This is a genomic window from Halorubrum sp. Hd13 (assembly GCF_002252755.1).
GTDB lineage: Archaea > Halobacteriota > Halobacteria > Halobacteriales > Haloferacaceae > Halorubrum.
This window is the reverse complement of record NZ_NHOY01000090.1, coordinates 1-18782: the sequence shown is the minus strand read 5'-3', so window position 1 is coordinate 18782 and position 18782 is coordinate 1. Positions and strand designations below refer to the sequence as shown.

The window sequence follows — 18782 nt, the reverse complement described above, 5'->3', positions numbered from 1 at the left end:
GCGGCGCAGGCGGCGCCGCCGGCGGTCCCGGCGGTATGGGCGGCGCGGGCGGTCCGGGCGGCGCGGCCGGCCCCGGCGGCGCGGGCCCCGACGGCGACGACGAGGAGTACGTCGACGCCGACTTCGAGGACGTGGACGAGGACGAGGAGTAGCGTCGGCGCCCTCGCCTTCGGACGCGCCCCTTAACACGACCCAGCCACGAACGACCAATAACGAACGTAACGCATGAGCGAAGATTTCTACGACGTCCTCGGCGTGTCGCGGGACGCCAGCGAGGAGGAGATCAAGAAGGCGTACCGCAAGAAGGCCGCCGAACATCACCCGGACGTCAGCGACGACGACGACGCCGAAGAGCGGTTCAAGAAGATCCAGAAGGCCAAGGAGGTGCTCACCGACGAGGAGAAGCGCCGCCAGTACGACCAGCTCGGCCACGACCGCTTCACCGAGGCCGACAAGCGCGGCGCGACGGGCGGCGGCGGTCCCGGCGGCGCCGGCGGCCCGCCGGGGATGGGCGGCGGTCCCGGCGGTCCGGGCGCCCGCGGCGAGGAGGGCGGCGACCAGGTCGGCAACGAGGAGCTCGTGCGCGAGGTCCGCCAGCTCCGCGACGAGGTCCGCGACGCCACCCGTCAGCTCCAGCGCATCGCGCAGGCGCTCGAAGACGACTGACGCGGACCAGCACTCTTTCCGGCTTCTATTTGCTCCCGATAGCTTCTCGTATTCACCTTCGTTCGTATAAACGCGGTAACAAGCTATTTATCCGAGGCATACAGCGTCCGTACACGAGACTCATGCCTGCCCACGAGACAAAATCCGCGGATACCGTTTTAGCCGAAGAGACCGGTGACCCCGTGGAAAAGTTCTCTGCTGACGACAAGCCGGTTCCGGAGCTCGACGAGCTCGAATCGGTTCCGGAAGCGGAACGGTAGGCGGCTACTCGCTTCGCGGACCGTATCTCTCAAGGAGATTCCCGGCACGTTTTTCGAAAAAACGCTCACAGTACGCTGGTGCGTTCTCGGCGCTCACCGGCGGGAATCCCCGCTGAACGTCCACTTTCTGCCCATCTCGATATAAATCGAGATGAAGTCGCTCGGCCTCAACGTCGTGCCCCCACGCTGAGTCGGGGTGATGATCGGACCGCGCGACCTGTCGCCAGTCGCGTTTTCCGTATCGCTGACCGACGTTCTGTTCGAGTTGAACGACGAACCAGTCAACCTTCCGTCCGAAACGCCCATTTCCAGATTTATCCGCGAGAGGCCGTACTCGATGGGAGTTTGGTACTCCACGTCAGGGCGATCATGCCGATGGTCGGGAGTTGACCGGTTCGTCATATAAAATTGGGAGAGGCGCGTTCTTACCTCAGCACTCCGACCAGCCGCACGACTCGCACGTCTTGCAGCCCTCGGAGTAGTAGAGGTTCATCCCGCCGCAGTCGGGACACTCGGGCGACTCGCCCGCCGCGATCAGCTCCTGCATCGCGTCGTCGGCGTCGGCCGCGTCGTCCTCGGCCGTCCCGTTCACGTTCGGGGCGTCGGTCGCCGCGCCGGCGTCGACCGCGCCGCCGTCGGTCTGGCTCGTCGGCTCGCTCGCTAGGTCGCGCTCGACGTCGTCGAGGCTCTGCTGTTGCGGGATCCCCTTGTCGATCTCGTCGTCGAGGTAGCGCCGGAGCGCGGTGCCGATCGCGTCCGGGATCGACTGGATCTGCTCGCCCTTGTCCCAGGCGACCTTCGGGCTCCGGGTGCCCTGTAGCTCGTCGACGATCTCGTCGGGGTCCACGCCCGAGCGGAGCGCCGTCGAGATGACCTTCGCGAGCGCCTCGGTGAAGGAGTTGGTGTAGCCGCCGGAGTGGCCGATGTTCGCGAACAGCTCGAACGGCCGACCGTTCTGATCCTCGTTGATGGTGACGTACAGCTTCCCGTACCCCGTCTCGACGCGCTGGGTGACGCCGTTCAGGGAGTCGGGACGCGGGCTGCGCTCGCTGTAGTCGATCTGCGGCTGCTCGCTGGCCTCCAGCAGGTCCGCGATCTCCGTGTCGATCGCCGCCTGCACGTCCTCGTTCTCGAGGAACGCCTCGACGCCGCCGAACACCTCGCCGATCTGCTCGACGATCGCCTCGGCCGCCTCGCTCTCGTCGGCGAACTCCGTGTTCTTCGCGCGCGTCGTGAGCACCTGCTTCGAGCGGGTGCCGTCGCGGTAGACGGTGACGCCCTTCCCGCCGTGGTCGTAGATGTAGCGGTACACCTCTTCCATCTCCTCGGCGGTGGCGTCGTTCGGGAAGTTACACGTCTTCGAGATGGCGGAGTCGACGCCCTCCTGGCAGGCGCACTGGACCGCCGCGTGCTGTTTGCCCGAGAGGTCGCCGGTGACGACGAACAGCTCGCCGATCGCGTCCGGTACCGTCTCTAACCCGTCAACGCCGTCGAACTCGTTGGTCGCCATCTGCTCTTGAGCCTCCTGCTTGACGGCGTCGACGTCGACGTCGTTCTCCTCTAAGGTGCGCAGGAAGTAGTCGTCGAACTCGACGAGCATCTCGTCGCCCTGGACGTCGTCGGAGACGTTCTTGTAGTAGGCGACGTTGTAGATCGGCTCGCAGCCGCCGGTGGTGTTCCCGATCATCGACGTCGTGCCCGTGGGCGCGATCGTCGTCGTGTTGTGGTTGCGGATCGGGAAGCCGTCCGCCCACTCGTCGGCGTCGAGGCCGGTGTAGTGCTCGAACCAGTCGCGGTGCTCGGTGGGGTTCGCGTACTTCGACTCGTCCCAGTCGTTGAACACGCCGCGCTCCTCGGCGAGCTCGTGGGAGGTCTGCTTCGACGCGTGGTTGATGTGGGTCATCAGCTGGCGGGCGACCTCGTTGCCCTCTTCGGTGCCGTACTGAATCCCGAGCTGGATGTACAGCTGAGCGAGCCCCATCACTCCGAGCCCGATCTTCCGCATGTCGCGGACCTTCTGCTCGATCTTCTCGACCGGGAAGTCCGACATCGTCACGACGTTCTCGAGGAAGCGGGTGCCGTAGTCGATCCGCTCGTCGAACTCCTCGAAGTCGATGGCTTCCTGTAAGAACGCCGACATGGCGGCCTCCTTCGACTCGTACTCGTCGGCGTGCGCCTCGGACCAGACGCGCCAGTCCGGCGCGTCCTGCGCCGCGAGCGTCGAGAGGTTGATGTGACCGAGGTTACACGCCTCGTACTCCTCTAACGGCTGCTCGCCGCAGTTGTGGACCACGAGACCGTTCGCGACGAACGAACTCGTCTCAGGCTCCGTCAGGTCGTAGACGGCCTCGTGGCCGTCGTCCTCGACTGCGGAAACGGTCGCTTCGAATCCCTCGCTGTACGGTCCGCGGTCGTAGTTCGCGAGACGCTCGTCGAGTGCGTCCTGTTTCGAGTCGAGGAGGAATCCGATCTCCTCCGCGAAGCGGACGAGGTTGTCCTTCGAGACGACGAGATCGTGGTCGGCCTGTCGCTCGTATTCCGCAGTTCCGCCGTTTCCGTCGGGCATCTCCTGAACGCCCTCCTCGTGGCGCTCCTCGTAGATCTTGCTGAAGATCCCGAAGTTGAGCAGGAGTTGCTGGACTTCTGTTAACAGGTCGGTGCTCGTGCTCGTGAGTCGGACGGAGACGCCCTTTTCGACGTTCCCCTGAACGCCCCCGTCAGCGGAGAACAGCGCACGGAGGTACCCGCGTGCCATCTCCTCGCTCCCGCGCATCACTGCCTCAGGCACCTGATGCTTCTGATCGGCTAAGCCGGCTTCCTCGGCGTACTCGTACAGTCGAGCCGAGCGGATCCGCTGCTCGACGGCCTGCGCGCCGCGGTAGTCGTCACCTCTAGCGATCTCGTTGACGCCGACCTCGTAGTCGGCGTTACCGACGGGATCGCGAACGACTTCGTTCACGTCGGCTGCGAACGATTCCGAGATTTCTGCGTCCTCGTCGTAGAAGTTGAGGACGGCGCGCTCCTCTCCGGTCTTGAGATGGCCGTCGCCGACCATCCAGCCGAGTACGCGACCCTCTGCCGCTGTTCCGTGCTGGCCGAAGGAGCCTTTCCGGTTCTGGATGTGGACCGTGTCGCCGGCGTCGAGGTTGCCGGCTTCCACCCACCCGTCACCCGTCATGACCCGATGATCGGAAGTGAGGCGGAGTTCGTACCCCTCCTCGGTCGTGAGCTTGTAAACGTCCTTCTCGCCGGTCTTGTAGACGCTGCTCGCTTCTTTGAGCGTCTCCTCGCTGAGGCGACCATCGACGACGACGTCGCGTGCGACTCCCTGTTCGTAGAGTTCCTCGGCTTCGACGAGCCCGTTTTCGGTGCTGATCAAGGTGTCACCGGTGACACAGGGGTTCGTCGCGAGGATGCGGTGGTCCGGGTGCTCCTCCACGTCGAACGAGTGCTCTTTGTTCACCCGTTCGAGGTAGATGACGCCCGGCTCGCCGTTCTCGTGGGCGCCCTCGATCATGTCGTCCCACAGCTCCTGGGCCGGGATCGACAGCACTTCGCCGACCTCGACGTGCTCGCCGAGACCGAACATGTCGTAGATCTCCTTCGTCTCGGGCGTCGCGACGTGGGGCTCCTCGGTGCGCGGGTTGGTGAAGGTGAACTCCTCGTCGTTGTACAGCGCCTCCATGAAGTCGTCGGTGACGCCGACGCTGATGTTGAAGTTCGACAGGTGGCCCTCGACCGCGTTCCGGAGGTGTTCGGGCACCTTTCCGTCCTCGTCGATCAGCTCGCGGGCCTCCTCCAAGGCGTCCGCGAAGGAGTTGTGCGTGAAGTCGTCGGGGTCGTTCAGCCGCAGCGAGTGAGCCAGGGAGACGTCCTTGTTCTTCGCGTGGATGAACTGGATGACGTCCGGGTGCGAGACGCGCATGACGCCCATCTGAGCGCCGCGGCGCGCGCCGCCCTGCGCGATCGTCTCGCACATCTGGTCGAACGTCCGCATGAACGTGATCGGGCCGGAGGCGATGCCGCCGGTCGAGCCGACGGAGTCGCCGTAGGGGCGGAGCTTCCAGAACGCGTACCCCATGCCGCCGCCGGACTGGAACACCTCGGCCGCCTCCTTGGCGGTCTGGTGGATGTCGGTGATGTCGTCTTCGGGGGAATCGACGAAGCAGGCCGAGAGCTGCTGGAGCTCGTCGCCCGCGTTCATCAGGGTCGGCGAGTTCGGCATAAAGGAGAGCCGCTCCATCCCGTCGCGGAACCGGTCCGCGGTCGCCTCCACGTGGTCGCGCACGCTCTCGGGGAGCTCGGGAACGACGGTGTCGTACGCGAACTTGTTGACGTTGTGCGCGGTCAGCGTCGTCTCCGCCTCGTCCTCGGCGGTGGTGCCGGCGCCGAACACCTCCTCCGCCAGTTCGTTCCGGCGGGGGTGGTCGGGCTTCAGCTGGTCGGGCGTGACGGTGACCTCGACGCCCTGCTTCTCGGCCTCGAAAACGGCCTCCGCGAGCGCGACGTTGCGCGCGACGCGGTCGAACAGCTCCTCGGGGTTCTCGATCGTCTCGCCGTCCGCGTTCTTCCGGAGGTAGCGCGCGGGCAGGATGTTGTGATAGGCGTTGGCGGTGAGACGCTCCTCCATCGTCTCGCCCGTTGTTCGTTTGATCGGCAGTTCGAGTTCGTCGGCGGCGACGCCGTCGTTGCTCATTCGACGGCCACCCCGCTCGGTTGACGTGCGTTCTGGCTCATATATCGTGTCTACGTACTGTCGCAGCAGGCCCTTTTGTGTTCCGCTCCCGGCCCGGATAGGTGACTACCTGTTCGATTCGGTATGTAATTCCCGGTCCGCGTGTCTGACGCCGGATTCGATTACGTTACATCTGAACGTGTTCCGGACACATAAGCGTAGCCAGACCAGAGTGAAACTGATACTCAAGGCGCGAAATCGACCGAAGTAACGGTTTCCGCATCGGAACAAAAGGGGGGTTACTCGCACCGATTTTCCGGCGTTATGCTCCGTGTTACCGCGGTCCCGTCGGCCGGGAGCGTGAGACTCCGGCCTCATCGGCGCAGTATTTGCCGGCTCACCTATCAGATTTCAATAACCGACGGACCGCGGCTCCTCCCCACAAGCTTATGCCCGACGTGCTCGTGGGGCCGGACATGACCGCTTCGCTCGCCGCGTTGGCATCGTCGCTCCCGCTTCAGGCCGGACTCCTCGCCAGCCAAGCGGGACAGCTGCTCGTCGCGCTCGTCGCCGTCGCGATCGTTATCGTCGTCGGTAAGTTCGTGCTGAAGCTCGCGTGGCGCCTAGTCACGATCGGCATCGTTCTCGTCGCCGTGTTCTTCCTGCTGTCGACGGCGGGGATTATTTAAAGAAAAACTGCTCCCGACCGAGCCGACCGACGCTCCGACTACTGGAACGCGGTGCCGGGCTCGGCGTCGGTGCGGTCGACGTCCGACCGCTCGAACTGCTTTTCGATCTCCTCGTAGCGCTCCCGCGTCTCGGGGGTGACGCTCGGGTTCACCTCGCCGAGGGCGTCCTCGAAGTGCGCCATCGTCACGCGGACGTTGCCGACGGACTCCCCGACTTCCTCGCGCGTGACGCTGCCGATGAACTCCCGGGAGGCGTTCATCGAGGCCTCGCGGGCGACCGCTTCGAGGTCGGCGCCGACGTACCCCTCGGTCTTCCGTGCCAGCGCGTCGAGGTCGACGTCGTCGGCCAGCGGCTTGTTCCGGGTGTGGACCTCCAGGATCTTCCGGCGGGCCTCCTCGTCCGGCACGGGCACGTGCACGTGGCGGTCCAGGCGGCCGGGCCGGAGCAGCGCCGAGTCGATGAGGTCCGGGCGGTTCGTCGTCGCGATGACGACCACGTCCTCCAGCGACTCGAGCCCGTCGAGCTCCGTCAGCAGCTGCGAGACGACGCGTTCGCCGACGCCGGAGTCGCCGGAGTTCTTGCCGCGCTCGGTCGCGATCGAGTCGATCTCGTCGAAGAACACGATGGTCGGCGCGTTCTCGCGGGCCTTGCTGAACACCTCGCGGACGCCCTTCTCGGACTCGCCCACGTACTTGTTCAGCAGTTCGGGCCCCTTGATCGAGATGAAGTTCGACTCCGCCTCGTTGGCGACGGCCTTCGCGAGCAGGGTCTTCCCCGTGCCCGGCGGGCCGTACATCAGGACGCCCTTGGCGGCCTGCATGTCGAGCTCCTCGAACACCTCGGGGTACTCCAGCGGCCACTGGATCGTCTCGCGGAGCCGCTCTTTGGTCCCCTCCAGACCGCCGACCTGGTCCCAGGAGACATCCGGGACCTCGACGAACACCTCGCGGAGCGCGGAGGGCTCGATGCCCTTCATCGCCTCCTTGAAGTCGCTCTCGGTGACCTGGATGGAGTTCAGCACGTCGGCGTCGATCTCGTCGCTCTCTAAGTCGAGCTCGGGCCGGATCCGGCGCAGCGCGTGCATCGCGGACTCCTTCGCGAGCGACTCGAGGTCGGCCCCGACGAAGCCGTGGGTGTTCTCCGCGTACTCGTCGAGGTCGATTCCCTCGACCAGCGGCATGTTCCGCGTGTGGACCTGCAGGATCTCCTTGCGGCCGTCGCGGTCGGGGACGCCGACCTCGATCTCGCGGTCGAAGCGACCGCCGCGGCGGAGCGCGGGGTCGATGGCGTCGACGCGGTTCGTCGCGCCGATGACGACGACCTCGCCGCGCTCTTCGAGCCCGTCCATCAGCGAGAGCAGCTGGGCCACGACGCGCCGTTCGACGTCGCCGCCGGCCTCCTCGCGCTTGGGCGCGATCGAGTCGAGCTCGTCCATGAAGATGATCGAGGGCGCCTCCTCCGAGGCCTCCTCGAAGATCTCACGGAGCTGCTCCTCGCTCTCGCCGTAGTACTTCGACATGATCTCCGGGCCGGAGATGTTGTGGAAGCTGGCGTCGATCTCGTTGGCGACGGCCTTCGCGATCAGCGTCTTCCCCGTGCCCGGCGGGCCGTGCAGGAGCACGCCCTTCGGCGGGTCGATGCCGAGCCGCTTGAACAGCTCCGGGTGCCGCATCGGCAGCTCGATCATCTCGCGGACCTGTTCGAGCTCGCCGTCGAGCCCGCCGATGTCCTCGTAGGTGACGTCCGGGCCTTCGCTGGCCCCGTCGCCGCTCCCGCCGCGCTCGGCGAGCTCCTCGGCGGGGACCTCCGAGATCTCGATCTCGGTGTCGTCGGTGATGACGACGGTCCCCGACGGCGTCGTCGAGGCGACCTTCATCGGCACCGCCTGCGACTGGCCGCCCATCAGGCCGAAGCCCATCGACGTGCGGATCGTCTGCCCTTCGGTCACCGGCTGTCCGGAGAGCTTGTCGCGGATGAACGGGGCGATCTGCCCGCGCACGCGGAGCTGGCTCGGGAAGGCGATCGTGACCGACTCCGCCCGGGAGACGTCGACCGACTCGACCGTCACGCGGTCGTCGATGCCGACGTTGGCCTCCTGACGGAGCCGTCCGTCGATACGCACGACGCCGCTTCCGTCGTCCTCGGGGTAGCCGGGCCAGACGCGGGCGATCGCGGCCCCGTCCGGGCCCTCGACGCGGACGATGTCGCCGCCGGAGAGCCCCAGCTCTTCGGCCGCGACGCGGTCGATCGCCGCGAGGCGGCGGCCGGCGTCCTTCTGTTTGAGCGGTCTGACAGTGAGTTTCATCGCTCGCCCTCCACGGTGTCGTCCTCGACCGTTTCGCCCTCGACCGTGATCACGCCGTTCGTGACCGCGGTCGACGCGGCCGGTCCCGGCAGCTCGAACTCCGACTCGACCGGTTCGCCGTCGCCCTCGACGACGACGATCGCCGTCTCGCCGACCGTGTCGACGCTCACGTTCGCGGCGTCGGCGCCCAGATCGGCGGCGACGATCCACCCGTCCTCGTACTCGAACCGGCGGAGCAGCGGACCGTCGCCGGTCGATCGGGTCTGTTGGTGATTCATGCTAACTACAAGTTAGGCGCGAGACTATATAAACCCGTCGCTAAAAATCGCATGACGTGAGATCTCACGAACGTATCGGTAGTGTTGCGGTTCGGGGTCGTTTCGGGGGGCGTCGACGGTCGTTCCCTCCTCGGATCCTCTCGCTCGCCGGCGCCGTCCGCCGGGCGTCTTATGACCGAGCGCGCGGGAGACGGGGGCATGCAGCGAGTCACCCACGACGGGCGCGACACCGCGTATCGCGTCTCCGACCGCGGCGGCGACGGGCCGACGGTCTGCTTCGTCCACGGGAGCGGCGGGAGCAAAGACGTCTGGAAGGCGCAGGCGCGCCTGAGCGACCGGTTCCCGACCGTCGCGCTCGACCTCTCGGGGCACGGCGACAGCGACGACGTCGACGAACCGGCCGGGGCCGAGACGCTCGACGCCTACGCGGACGACGTCGTCGCCGTCGCGGAGGCGACCGGGGCGACCGTCCTCTGCGGCAACTCCCTCGGCGGCGCCGTGGCCCTGTGGATCGCGCTGGAGCGCGACCTCCCGCTCGACGGGCTCGTCCTCGCGGGCACGGGCGCGAAGCTCGCGGTCGCCGAGCCGCTGTTGAACGCGCTCGAGACGGAGTTCGACCGGGCGATCGACCTGCTCCACGAGCCCGACCGCCTCTTCCACGACGCGCCGGCCGAGTACGTCGAGCTCTCCCGCGCCGGCATGCGGGAGTGCGGTCGGGCGGTCACCGAGCGCGACTTCCGGACCTGCCACGCGTTCGACGTCCGCGACCGTCTCGACGAGATCGCGTCGCCGTCGCTCGCGGTCGTCGGCGAACACGACGCGCTCACGCCGCCGGCGTACCACGACTACCTCGCGGACCGGATCGACGACTGCGAGCGCGCGGCGATCGAGGGGGCCGCACACCTCGCGATGCTGGAACGCCCCGCCGCGTTCAACGCGGCGCTCTCGTCGTTCCTCGGGCGTCGCTCGGCGGACGAGTCAAGCGACGGCGGGACTCGCTGAGGCGCGGCTCCCGCGAGCAGCGGCGGTCAGGGTGGGAACCGACGGGGCGAGGGGTTCACGTCGAAAGGGGGGACGCCCCGTTTCGAAACGAGTGGATCGGACAGTCGTCGCCGCGCGGTACCGTCGACGGTCGATGGCTGCGTGGTCCGGTCCTCGATGTCGTCGGCACTCACCTCGTGCCACGTGTTACCATTCCAGTATTAATAAACGATTCGCCGTCTCCACCGCCGCGCCGCCCGTCGGTACGCTTTTGCGACGCCGGCGTCGACCGATCGGCAATGGACGGCGACGACTCGGGACGACGGTCCGTCGGATCGAGCTCGCCTCCCGACCCGGAGCGATCGGCGGGGCCGACGGGTGACGCGGACGAGCGCCGCCTCTCGAACGGCCCGCGCGGTCCCGAGAACCCCGACATCAACGACCTGCTCGCGAAGCTCGACGCGCTGAGCGACACCGTCGACGAGGGCCACGAGCGGGAGAAAGTCCGTCAGACCATCTCGCTCGTCGAGCGGATGCCCGGAAGCCCGGCGTTTCGGACCCGGATCACGAAGTACACCTCGCGGGACTTGGCCGAGGCGTCTCGTGGGCTCGGTCCTCTTCGCGCTCCCCCTGCTCGTCGAGGGTGGCGTCTTCGAGATCGCGGCGTGGTTCGCCGCGGCCACGCCGGGCGGCGTTCCCGTCTTCCTGCTCGTCCACGTGGGGTTCGTGCTGGTCATGACCGCCGGGCTGCTGTACTTCGCCGACTTCCGGCAGATCGAGATCAGCCACCCGATCCTCGGGATCGTCCCGCGGCGCTACGCCGGGATCCTGCTCGTCTCGCTGTTCACCTCGGTCCTCATGATGGTCCTTTGGGGCCGGCTCCACGAGGGCGACCCGGGCGCCCTCGAACGGGTCTCCCGCGTGGCGTTCGTCTGGGCCGGGGCCGCGTTCGGCGCGAGCCTCGGCGACATCCTGCCGGGTGAATCGCAGGGGACGGATATCGAGCACCTCGACCTGACCGGCCTCGATCTGGAGTTCACCCGCGACGACTGAGCCGCCGACCCCTCCGTCTCGGTCCCCGTTTCCACACCTTTTTCGCCGCGGCGACCGTACCCGTATACATGTCAGCGTTACGTGAAGCGCTCCGGGACCTCCCGGACGCGGTGTTTGCGGACCTGCTCGAATCAGACGACGGGTACGTCCTCGTCGTCGACCTCCCCGGCGCGACCTCCGAGACGACCGAAGTCCTCTCCGAGGACGGTCGGATCGTCATCGAGGGGCGCCGCGAGAAGGGGGTCCCCGAGGGGTTCCGCTACGTCCGCGAGGACCGTCCCCTGTTCCTCGACGCGGAGCTCCCGCTCCCGGGGGACGCCGACGGGACCGGCGCGGACGCCGAGATGGACCGCGGGGTGCTCGAGGTCACGATCCCGAAGCGGACCGGAGACACCTCCCGTACCATCCCGGTCGACGACGCCGACGGGGACGCCGACTCCGACGACGAGGCCGACGCCTGACGGGTGGTCACGCTGGTCAACCTTCGCGCCTACTGGCGGTTCTTCGTGGTCGTCCGGCGGTTCTCGCCGCTGATCGTCGCCTACTGGCGGGACCGGAAGCGGTTCCTCCTGTTCGGCGGGAGCCGCGACGTCGACGCGGAGACCCAGCGCGAGCGCGCCGCCGTCCTCCTCGACATCCTGCTCACCCTCGGTCCGACGTTCATCAAGCTCGGCCAGATCCTCTCGACCCGGCCCGACATCCTCCCGCCGGCGTACATCGAGGTGCTGGAAGGGCTCCAAGACGACGTGCCGCCGGCCCCGTGGGAGGAGTCGAGGGTCGTCCTCGAAGAGGAGTTCGGCCCCGTCGACGAGACGTTCGACGACTTCGACCGCGACCCGATAAGCGGCGCGAGCCTCGGACAGGTGTACACCGCCCGCTACGAGGGCAACGACGTCGCCGTGAAGGTCCGCCGGCCGGGGATCGAGTCGCTGGTCGAGGCCGACCTCCGGACGATCCGCTGGTCGATCCCGCTCGTCAAGCGGTTCACCGGTAGCGGGCGGGCGTTCTCGCTGGAGAACCTCGCCGACGAGTTCGCGAAGACGATCCGCGAGGAGATGGATTACAAGCGCGAACGCGAGATGCTCGAGGAGATCCGCGCCAACTTCGACGACAACGACCGGATCCGGATCCCCACCGCCTACGAGGAGGTCTCCGGGCCGCGAGTGCTCACGATGGAGTACGTCCCGGGGGTGAAGATCAACCGGCTCGACGAGCTCGACGCCGCGGGATTCGACCGCAACGCCATCGCCGAGACGCTCCAGGAGGTGTACCTCCAGATGATCATCGACGACGGCGTGTTCCACGCGGACCCCCATCCCGGGAACCTCGCCGTCGACGACGACGGCACCGTGATATTCTACGACTTCGGAATGGCCGGGCGCGTGGACCCGTTCATCCAGGAGAAGATCGTCGAGTTCTACGTCGCGGTCGCCCGGCAGGACATCGACGGCATCCTCGACACGCTCATCGCGATGGGCACCCTCTCGCCGGAGGCCGACCGCGAGGTGATGGGGAACGTGATGGAACTGGCCATCGCCGACGCCAGCGGCGAGGACATCGAGCAGTACCAGGTGAACCAGATCATCGAACAGGTGGAGTCGACCATTTACGAGTTCCCCCTCCGGCTCCCGCCGGACCTCGCGCTCGTGTTGCGCGTCGCGACCGTCGTCGAGGGGGTCTGCGTCACGCTCGACCCCGAGTTCGACTTCATCTCCACGGCGACGGAGTACCTCAGGGACGAGGGGTACTACGAGCAGACCGCCCGCGACCTCGCCGAGGGCGCCGGGCGACAGGTCCAGCGCACCACCGAGGCGCTGTTCACCGTCCCGCCGAAGGCCGACGACTTCCTCGAACGGGCGAACCGGGGCGACCTCCACGTCGACGTCACGATCGACGACGACTCGAACGTCCTCGACAAGCTCGCGATGCGGATCGCCTACTCGGTGCTGCTCGCGGTCGGCGTCCTCTCCGCGACGATCCTCTACTCGTTCGCCGACGCGTGGCGGCTCGCCGGCGTCGTCCTCCTGCTCGCCGTCCCGCTGGCGATCGCGCTCTACCGCTCGTTCCGGAAGAAGCGCGGCCTCCGGGCCACGCCGCAGTTCACCAGGCAGGGGATGAAGCAGCGCCGCGACGACTGAGCCGGGGACCGTCGCGCCCTCCCGTCGACGCGCCGAGCCCGTCCGCCGGTCAGCCGGAGACGACCTGAATCGGGACGAGCAGGAAGCAGAGCGCCCCGAGCGCGAACGTCGCGAGACCGACGGCGAGCCGCGGCCAGCCGATCCGCTCGTCCTCGGCCGGGTTCGCCGGGCCGTTGAACGCGATGACGAGCGCGAACAGGCCCCAGAACCCCCACAGGCCGACCGACTCGTCGATTCCGAGGCCGCGCCAGAAGTAGAGGTACGCGGCGATCGAGAAGAGGGCGCCGGGGACGAGCGCCGCGATCGTCTCCTGCCGCGGGCCGACCATCGCGCGGACCATGTGGCCCCCGTCGAGCTGACCGACGGGCAGGAGGTTCAGGAGGGTGAAGAACATCCCGACCCAACCGCCGATCACCACCGGGTGCGCCGTGAGCGCCGGGTCCTCGTACCCCGTCGGCTGGCCGATGAGGTCGGCGATGATCTCCAGCAGCGGCGGGTTGTTGAAGCGGATCATCGTTCCGGAGGCGTTCGCGAGCTCCGCCGGGACGCGGATCGGGTCGAGCGAGAGACCGATGACGGTGACGACGACGGTGGCGACGAGTCCCGCGATCGGTCCGGCCGCGCCGATGTCGAACAGCACCTTCCGGGAGGGCATCCGCCCGCGCATCCGGATCACCGCTCCGAGCGTCCCGAAGGGGAAGAAGAAGGGGATGACGTACGGCAGCGAGACGCTGACTCCGTGGTATCGACCGGCGGCGTAATGCCCGAGCTCGTGCGTCATCAGCACGCCGAGCACGGCCGCGGTGAACGGCCACGCTTGCAGTATCGTCAGGGGGTTCGCGGCGATCTCCTCCCAGCCGACGTAGTACCAGCCGTACGCGCCGACGAACAGGGTGGAACACACCGTCGCCGCGAACAGGACGACGTTGAGCCACGGCACCCCGTCGCGCCCGCGGTCGAAGGGCGTCGCGACGACGACGTGACCGTCGCCGTCGGCCTCGAGGTCGACCTCGTAGCCGGCGTCTCGGAACGGCGGGACCAGCTTCCGCAGCAGGGTGCGTTCCGGGACGTACGACTTCCCGACGTACCGGACGCGCCCGTCGTCTCGACGGATCTCGTCCACCCTGAAGAACGTCCGCAGCGGCTCCGGACGCGGGACGTCGGCCGCGGCCGACGCCTCCCCGTCCTCGTGTTCTGGCATCGTCGGTCGTAACTGGTCGGCGAGTATAAACCCCGCGTCGCCAGCGGCGCGCCTCGAACCGCGGCGCCGCCGACCGACGCTACGCGTCGTCGGAGCGGTTCGGAAACGGTCGACCCCCGGAGAGCGGGGGCCGCGTTGGGGGAGAAAGCGGGGACGCGCGTGAGCGCGTGGTTTGCCGCCGCCGGGCGGGCTCGAAGGTCCTCGTCAGGCGGGCTCGATGCGCCAGGTCGTCGCGCCAGTGTACGACCACTTCTCGACGGTGAGCTCGGTGGCGGAGTCGCGGAGCTTCACCATCAGGGCGCCGATCTCCTTCGGCGAGAGGTCGACGTCGTCGGAGATGAACTTCCCCTTGAAGTACATCTCGCCGTCCTCGGCGCGGTCGAGCAGGTACCGCTTCAGCCGCTCTTCCTTGCTGAGGTCGTCGGTTGGGTTCGCGTTCGCGGAGGGATTTGCAGTCGCGCTCATGGTACACCCTCCGATTGCTCCCGGAGGATGTTATAAAGGTGCGACCGTTGGACGGTGTTCAGCGGCTTTTGCGGCGTTTTAGACGGGGGACATCGGCTAAAACGTGTCTGACAGACCGTTCACAAAAGCCTCTGAACGGCTTAGATATTTCATAACCCGTTTTGAAGCCGTAATACGCAGTTCACTTATCGACGGTTATGCCGCGGCGATGGATCGGTAATTCTCGGCTTAACCAGCGTATATTGCCGGTAAATATCCCGCCCCGACCCCGCGCTCGCGGTCCGCGCGGCCGGTCGCCGGCCAGACGCGGGGCCGATATTCGGTCAGTTGTGCGGCCGAGGAACAGTCAGATGCCCTGTCGAGGACCGGCCACTCGCGCGGGCGAGAGCCGATCAGTCACGCCGGTGAACCCAGAACTCCTCGGCCTCGGTCGTCTCCTTCTTGAAGATCGGTACCTCGTCTTTCAGCCGGTCGATCCCGTCCTCGACGGTGCGGAACGCCTCCCGACGGTGCCCCGCTAGAACGACGACGAAGACGATGTCCTCGCCCGCCTCGATAACGCCGGTCCGATGGTGCATTCGGACGTCGAACACGCCGTCGCGCTCGGTCAGTTCGGCCGCGATCGCGTCCATGCGCTCCGCGGCGACCCCCTCGTACTTCTCGAAGGCCAAGTGGGTGGTGCGGTCGTCGCCGGGCGCGTCCCGCGCCCGGACGCGGCCGGTGAACGTCGCGATCGCTCCCGACCGGTCCGCGTCGGCGGACGCCTCGACCCGCCGCACGAGCGTCTCGCGCGTGATCCACGGCTCCGCGGCGTCGGCGTCGGCGACGAGGCGGTCGAGGTCGACGCCGCCGGGCGCGTCGGCGGCGGCGATGACCGTCCCGGGCACGTCTTCCGGTTCCGCGTCCGCTCCGAGCAGGACCGTCGGCACGCGCAGTCTGGAGTCGCCGACCGCGACGAGGTACTCGTGATCGGGCGCGAGCCCGTCGAGGAACGCGTCGAGCCCGTCGACTCGCCCGCGGCCGGTCCACTCGCCGTCGCTCGCGAGCGATACCTCGGTGTCGGCGCCGGTCCGGTCCCGCGGCGACTCGACCGCGACGCCGCCGTCGGTAGCCCCGTCGCTCGCGCCGTCCCCGCCGTCCGCATGACTCACAACGGCGGTCCGGCCGTCGAGTCGGTCGGTGAGCGCCCCGGCCAGGTCCGCCGCGCCGCGCCCCACGATCGCTATCGGGTGCATACACGAAGGCGGGGTGCGAGCGGCTTAGGCGTTTCCCGCCGATGCGCCGAGCGCCCGCGTCCGTCGACGCGGCGACCGCCTCGGAAACCGGCGGCGTCCGGCCTTGATAATCCTTAAGAGCGAGACAGGGGTATGCGACGGTAATGAGAGTCGTCGTTTCTATCGGCGGGAGCGTGCTCGCGCCCGATCTCGACCCCGATCGGGTGGCCGCGTACGCCGAGACGATCGAGCGGATTGCCGCCGACGGCTGCGAGGTGGGCATCGTCGTCGGCGGCGGCGGAGTCGCGCGAGAGTACATCGAGACGGCGCGGGACCTCGGCGCCAACGAGGTCGAACTCGACCAGCTCGGCATCGGCACCACTCGGCTCAACGCCCGCCTGCTGATCGCCGCGCTCGACGGCCGCGCGAACCTCTCGCCGGCGACGGGGTACGACGAGGCCGCCGCGGCGCTCCGTCGCGGCGAGGTGTCGGTGATGGGCGGCGTCACCCCCGGGCAGACGACCGACGCGGTCGCCGCGGCGTTCGCCGAGTCCGTCGACGCCGACCTCCTCGTGTACGCGACGAGCGCGAACGGCGTGTACGACGCCGATCCCAACGCCGACCCGGACGCGACGCAGTTCGGATCGATGTCGCCGGCGGAGCTCGTCGACGTCGTGCTCCCGATGAGTCGGGACGCCGGCGCCTCCGCCCCCGTGGACCTGCTCGCGGCCAAGCTGATAGACCGGGCGGGGATCCGCTCGATCGTCCTCGACGGGACGGACCCGGGCGCGGTCGTCGACGCCGCGCTCCGGGGCGACCACACCGGTACCGACGTGGTCCCGACCGCCAGCGACGAGCCGACGTACTGGACGGGGGGCGGCGACGCATGAGCGCCGACGACTCCCCTCACATCCTCTCCGAGCAGGCGCGGGACGCCGCCGGTGCGACGGGGACGGGCGAGGAGGCCGACGGGGCTGAGGGGGACGGCGACTTCCGCGCCTTCTGGGCCGACGTCGTCGCCGACGAGATCGAGGCGCGCGATCCCGACGACCCGATCGTGATCAAGGGCGGCGTCTCCCCGTCCGGCGTCGCGCACCTCGGCAACTTCAACGAGATCATGCGGGGGTACTTCGTCGCCGCCGTGCTCCGCGAGCGCGGCCGCGAGGTCCGGCAGGTGTTCACCTCCGACGACAAGGACCCGCTCCGCAAGCTCCCGCGGAAGCTGGCGAACGCCGACGGCGAGATCGTCGGCCTCGGCGAGGTGGACGCGGGCGCGCTCGGCCGCAACCTCGGGAAGCCGTACACCGCGATCCCGGACCCGTTCGGCGAGCGAGAGTCGTACGCGGCCCACTTCGCCGCCCTCCTGAAGACTGACGCCGACCGGCTGGGGGTCCCCGTCGAGATGGTCTCGAACACGGAGCTGTACGCCGACGGCGACTTCGACGACGTCACCCGGACGGTCCTCTCCGATCTTGACGGCGTCCGCGAGGTTCTCTCTCAGTACCAAGACAAGGTCGACGGCGAGTACGTCCCGTTCAATCCGATCTGCGCGGAGTGCGGGAAGGTGACCGAGACCGTCGTCGACGTCGACCTCGACGCGAAGACCGTCGACTACGTCTGCACCGACATGGAAGTCGGCGACGAGGTCATCGAGGGCTGCGGCCACGAGGGGACCGCGACGTTCCGGGAGGGGAAGCTCCCGTGGCGCCTCGAGTGGCCCGGTCAGTGGGAGGTGCTCGGCGTCGACTTCGAGCCGTTCGGTAAGGACCACGCGGAGGGGTCGTGGCCTTCGGGCGTCGACGTCGCCCGGAACGTCCTCGGGGTCGAGCCGCCCGTCCCGATGGTGTACGAGTGGTTCACGCTCAACGGAGAGCCGCTCTCCTCGTCGGCGGGTAACGTCGTCACCGTTCCGGAGCTGCTCGACCTGATCGAGCCCGAGGTGCTCCGCTACTTCTTCGCGCTCCACCCGAAGAAGGCCCGCGACCTCGACGTCGAACGGCTCGACCAGCTCGTCGACCGCTTCGACCGCTTCGAGCGGGCGTACTTCGGCGAGGTGGACGACGAGGACCTGACCGCCTTCGCCGAGCGCGCCTACCCCTTCGTCGTCGGCCGCGCCGACGATCCGCCGACGGAGCGACCCGTCAGGCTCCCGTACACGTTCGCGGCCGTCCTCGGGATGGTCGACGACCCCGACTTCCGCGAGCGGCTCGCCCGCGACGAGGGGCACATCCCAGAGGACGCCTCCGAGGAGGTCGTCGCGGCCGCGCTCGGCCGCGTCGAGAAGGCGCGCAACTGGGCCGAGCGCACCGAAAACGAGTACGACTACCGGCTCCAGACCGACCTGCCGGACGCCGCGTTCGACGACGACGTGGCCGCCGCGCTCGACGACCTCGCCGACTTCGTCGCCGCGGGCCACGACGGCGACGCGATCCAGGCGGAGATGTACGAGACGGCGCGCGCGCACGACGTCGAGGTCGGCGACTTCTTCGCGGCCGGCTACCGGCTCTTCTTCGACGACACGCAGGGGCCCCGGCTCGGCGAGTTCCTCGGCGAACTGGAGCGCGACTACGTCGTGGCCCGGCTCCGTCGGGAGGCGTAGATGCCCGAGGACCGCTCGCTCGACGAGTTCGCCGGCGACGCGGACGGAGAGCCGTCCGACGGCGGTACCGAGCGGGAGGCCGACGCCGACGCCGCAGAGTCGATCGACGCCGACCCGGCGACGTCGACCGCGACGTGGACGACCGACGGCGGCGCCTGCGACCGATGCGGGGAGTCGGTCGCGCGGCGCTGGCTCGACGACGGCGCCCTCGTCTGTACCGCCTGTAAGGAGTGGTGACGGCAGTGTTGAGATAAGGT

The 18782-nt window shown here is 68.2% G+C and carries 15 protein-coding genes and 2 pseudogenes; 10 read left to right on the top strand and 7 right to left on the bottom strand.

The window, feature by feature from the left end; genetic code table 11:
- Positions 1 to 225 precede the first annotated feature (225 nt).
- Together DJ81_RS19260 and DJ81_RS19255 are read left to right on the top strand one after the other, a co-directional pair.
- Positions 226 to 544: pseudogene (locus tag DJ81_RS19260) on the top strand (DnaJ domain-containing protein); the annotation flags it as partial.
- Positions 545 to 788: 244 nt separating this feature from the next.
- Complete coding sequence (locus DJ81_RS19255; protein WP_158217318.1) at positions 789 to 926, top strand: hypothetical protein; 138 nt, start codon at positions 789 to 791, stop codon at positions 924 to 926.
- A gap of 93 nt (positions 927 to 1019) precedes the next feature.
- On the opposite strand, the gene DJ81_RS11780 is transcribed toward DJ81_RS19255, so the two are convergent.
- Positions 1020 to 1283, bottom strand: coding sequence for a hypothetical protein (locus DJ81_RS11780; protein ID WP_141212582.1), 264 nt, complete (start codon positions 1281 to 1283; stop codon positions 1020 to 1022).
- Positions 1284 to 1356: 73 nt separating this feature from the next.
- Positions 1357 to 5622, bottom strand: coding sequence for an LAGLIDADG family homing endonuclease (locus DJ81_RS11775; RefSeq protein WP_094589851.1), 4266 nt, complete (start codon positions 5620 to 5622; stop codon positions 1357 to 1359).
- A gap of 428 nt (positions 5623 to 6050) precedes the next feature.
- On the opposite strand from DJ81_RS11775, the gene DJ81_RS11770 reads away from it, so the two are divergent.
- Positions 6051 to 6290 carry a hypothetical protein gene (locus DJ81_RS11770; RefSeq protein WP_094524087.1) on the top strand — a complete coding sequence of 80 codons (240 nt, stop codon included), beginning with the start codon at positions 6051 to 6053 and terminating at the stop codon, positions 6288 to 6290.
- Positions 6291 to 6328: 38 nt separating this feature from the next.
- Here DJ81_RS11770 and DJ81_RS11765 read toward each other — a convergent pair whose 3' ends face one another.
- Together DJ81_RS11765 and DJ81_RS11760 are read right to left on the bottom strand one after the other, a co-directional pair.
- Positions 6329 to 8596: a CDC48 family AAA ATPase gene (locus DJ81_RS11765; RefSeq protein WP_094589849.1), complete on the bottom strand. Its 2268-nt coding sequence runs from the start codon at positions 8594 to 8596 to the stop codon at positions 6329 to 6331.
- Entirely contained in the window at positions 8593 to 8874 is a 282-nt protein-coding gene (locus tag DJ81_RS11760; protein ID WP_094524089.1) for a hypothetical protein, read from the bottom strand. Before DJ81_RS11760 ends, DJ81_RS11765 begins: the two co-directional genes overlap by 4 nt.
- A 198-nt stretch (positions 8875 to 9072) precedes the next feature.
- Between DJ81_RS11760 and DJ81_RS11755 the strand changes: the two genes are divergently transcribed.
- The 4 genes and pseudogenes from DJ81_RS11755 (at position 9073) to DJ81_RS11740 (ending at position 13046) form a co-directional block, all read left to right on the top strand.
- The gene (locus DJ81_RS11755; protein WP_094589847.1) at positions 9073 to 9876 is read left to right on the top strand and encodes an alpha/beta fold hydrolase; all 804 of its coding nucleotides are present in this window, start codon (positions 9073 to 9075) and stop codon (positions 9874 to 9876) included.
- A gap of 278 nt (positions 9877 to 10154) precedes the next feature.
- Positions 10155 to 10908: pseudogene (locus tag DJ81_RS11750) on the top strand (DUF2391 domain-containing protein).
- 68 nt (positions 10909 to 10976) lie between these two features.
- Positions 10977 to 11369, top strand: coding sequence for an Hsp20/alpha crystallin family protein (locus DJ81_RS11745; RefSeq protein WP_094524092.1), 393 nt, complete (start codon positions 10977 to 10979; stop codon positions 11367 to 11369).
- A 3-nt stretch (positions 11370 to 11372) separates the two neighbouring features.
- Complete coding sequence (locus tag DJ81_RS11740; RefSeq protein WP_094524093.1) at positions 11373 to 13046, top strand: AarF/ABC1/UbiB kinase family protein; 1674 nt, start codon at positions 11373 to 11375, stop codon at positions 13044 to 13046.
- 49 nt (positions 13047 to 13095) lie between these two features.
- Here the strand turns inward: DJ81_RS11740 and DJ81_RS11735 are convergent, their stop codons facing one another.
- The 3 genes from DJ81_RS11735 to DJ81_RS11725 form a co-directional block, all read right to left on the bottom strand.
- Positions 13096 to 14247 (bottom strand): site-2 protease family protein, encoded by a 1152-nt coding sequence (locus DJ81_RS11735; RefSeq protein WP_094526473.1) that lies wholly within the window; start codon positions 14245 to 14247, stop codon positions 13096 to 13098.
- Positions 14248 to 14451: 204 nt separating this feature from the next.
- Complete coding sequence (locus tag DJ81_RS11730) at positions 14452 to 14712, bottom strand: hypothetical protein (RefSeq protein WP_094524095.1); 261 nt, start codon at positions 14710 to 14712, stop codon at positions 14452 to 14454.
- A gap of 392 nt (positions 14713 to 15104) precedes the next feature.
- Positions 15105 to 15947: a molybdopterin synthase gene (locus DJ81_RS11725; protein ID WP_094589845.1), complete on the bottom strand. Its 843-nt coding sequence runs from the start codon at positions 15945 to 15947 to the stop codon at positions 15105 to 15107.
- Between the two features lie 143 nt (positions 15948 to 16090).
- On the opposite strand from DJ81_RS11725, the gene pyrH reads away from it, so the two are divergent.
- From pyrH to DJ81_RS11710, 3 genes are read left to right on the top strand one after another with little or no spacing between them, the layout of a single operon-like run.
- On the top strand, positions 16091 to 16816 hold the full coding sequence (pyrH, locus tag DJ81_RS11720) for a UMP kinase (RefSeq protein ID WP_094524097.1): 726 nt from the start codon (positions 16091 to 16093) through the stop codon (positions 16814 to 16816).
- On the top strand, positions 16813 to 18525 hold the full coding sequence (gene lysS / locus DJ81_RS11715) for a lysine--tRNA ligase (protein ID WP_094589843.1): 1713 nt from the start codon (positions 16813 to 16815) through the stop codon (positions 18523 to 18525). Before pyrH ends, lysS begins: the two co-directional genes overlap by 4 nt.
- A complete protein-coding gene (locus DJ81_RS11710) occupies positions 18526 to 18762 on the top strand; it encodes a hypothetical protein (RefSeq protein WP_094524099.1) in 237 nt (78 codons plus the stop codon).
- Positions 18763 to 18782: the final 20 nt, after the last annotated feature.